This window comes from Methylobacterium sp. CCH5-D2, from assembly GCF_001556475.1.
In the GTDB taxonomy this organism is placed as follows: domain Bacteria; phylum Pseudomonadota; class Alphaproteobacteria; order Rhizobiales; family Beijerinckiaceae; genus Methylobacterium; species Methylobacterium hispanicum.
In genome coordinates, this window is sequence record NZ_LSIX01000347.1 from 1 (window position 1) to 237 (window position 237).

At 74.3% G+C, this 237-nt stretch carries 1 pseudogene; it reads right to left on the reverse strand.

Annotated features, from left to right (window positions below):
* Nucleotides 1-76 precede the first annotated feature (76 nt).
* A pseudogene (locus tag AX737_RS35665) lies at nt 77-237 on the reverse strand (RND transporter); the annotation flags it as partial.

Genomic DNA, 237 nt, shown 5'->3' on the forward strand with positions numbered 1-237 from the left:
ACCGCGGCGAGCGCGAGGACGAGCAGGCGGTTGCGGACCGACTGGCTGACGAGGACGGTGAACATGGCCGGCCTCCTCAGCGGACCTGGTCGAGGAGCTCGGCGCCCTGGGTCACCACCCGCTTGCCGGGTCCGATCCCCTCGGCCACCAGCAGGCGGGCGCCGTCGAGCGGCTCGACCCGCACGGGCCGCGCCTCGAAGCGCTCGGCGGTGGTGTGCTCGTAGACGACGTCCTGCC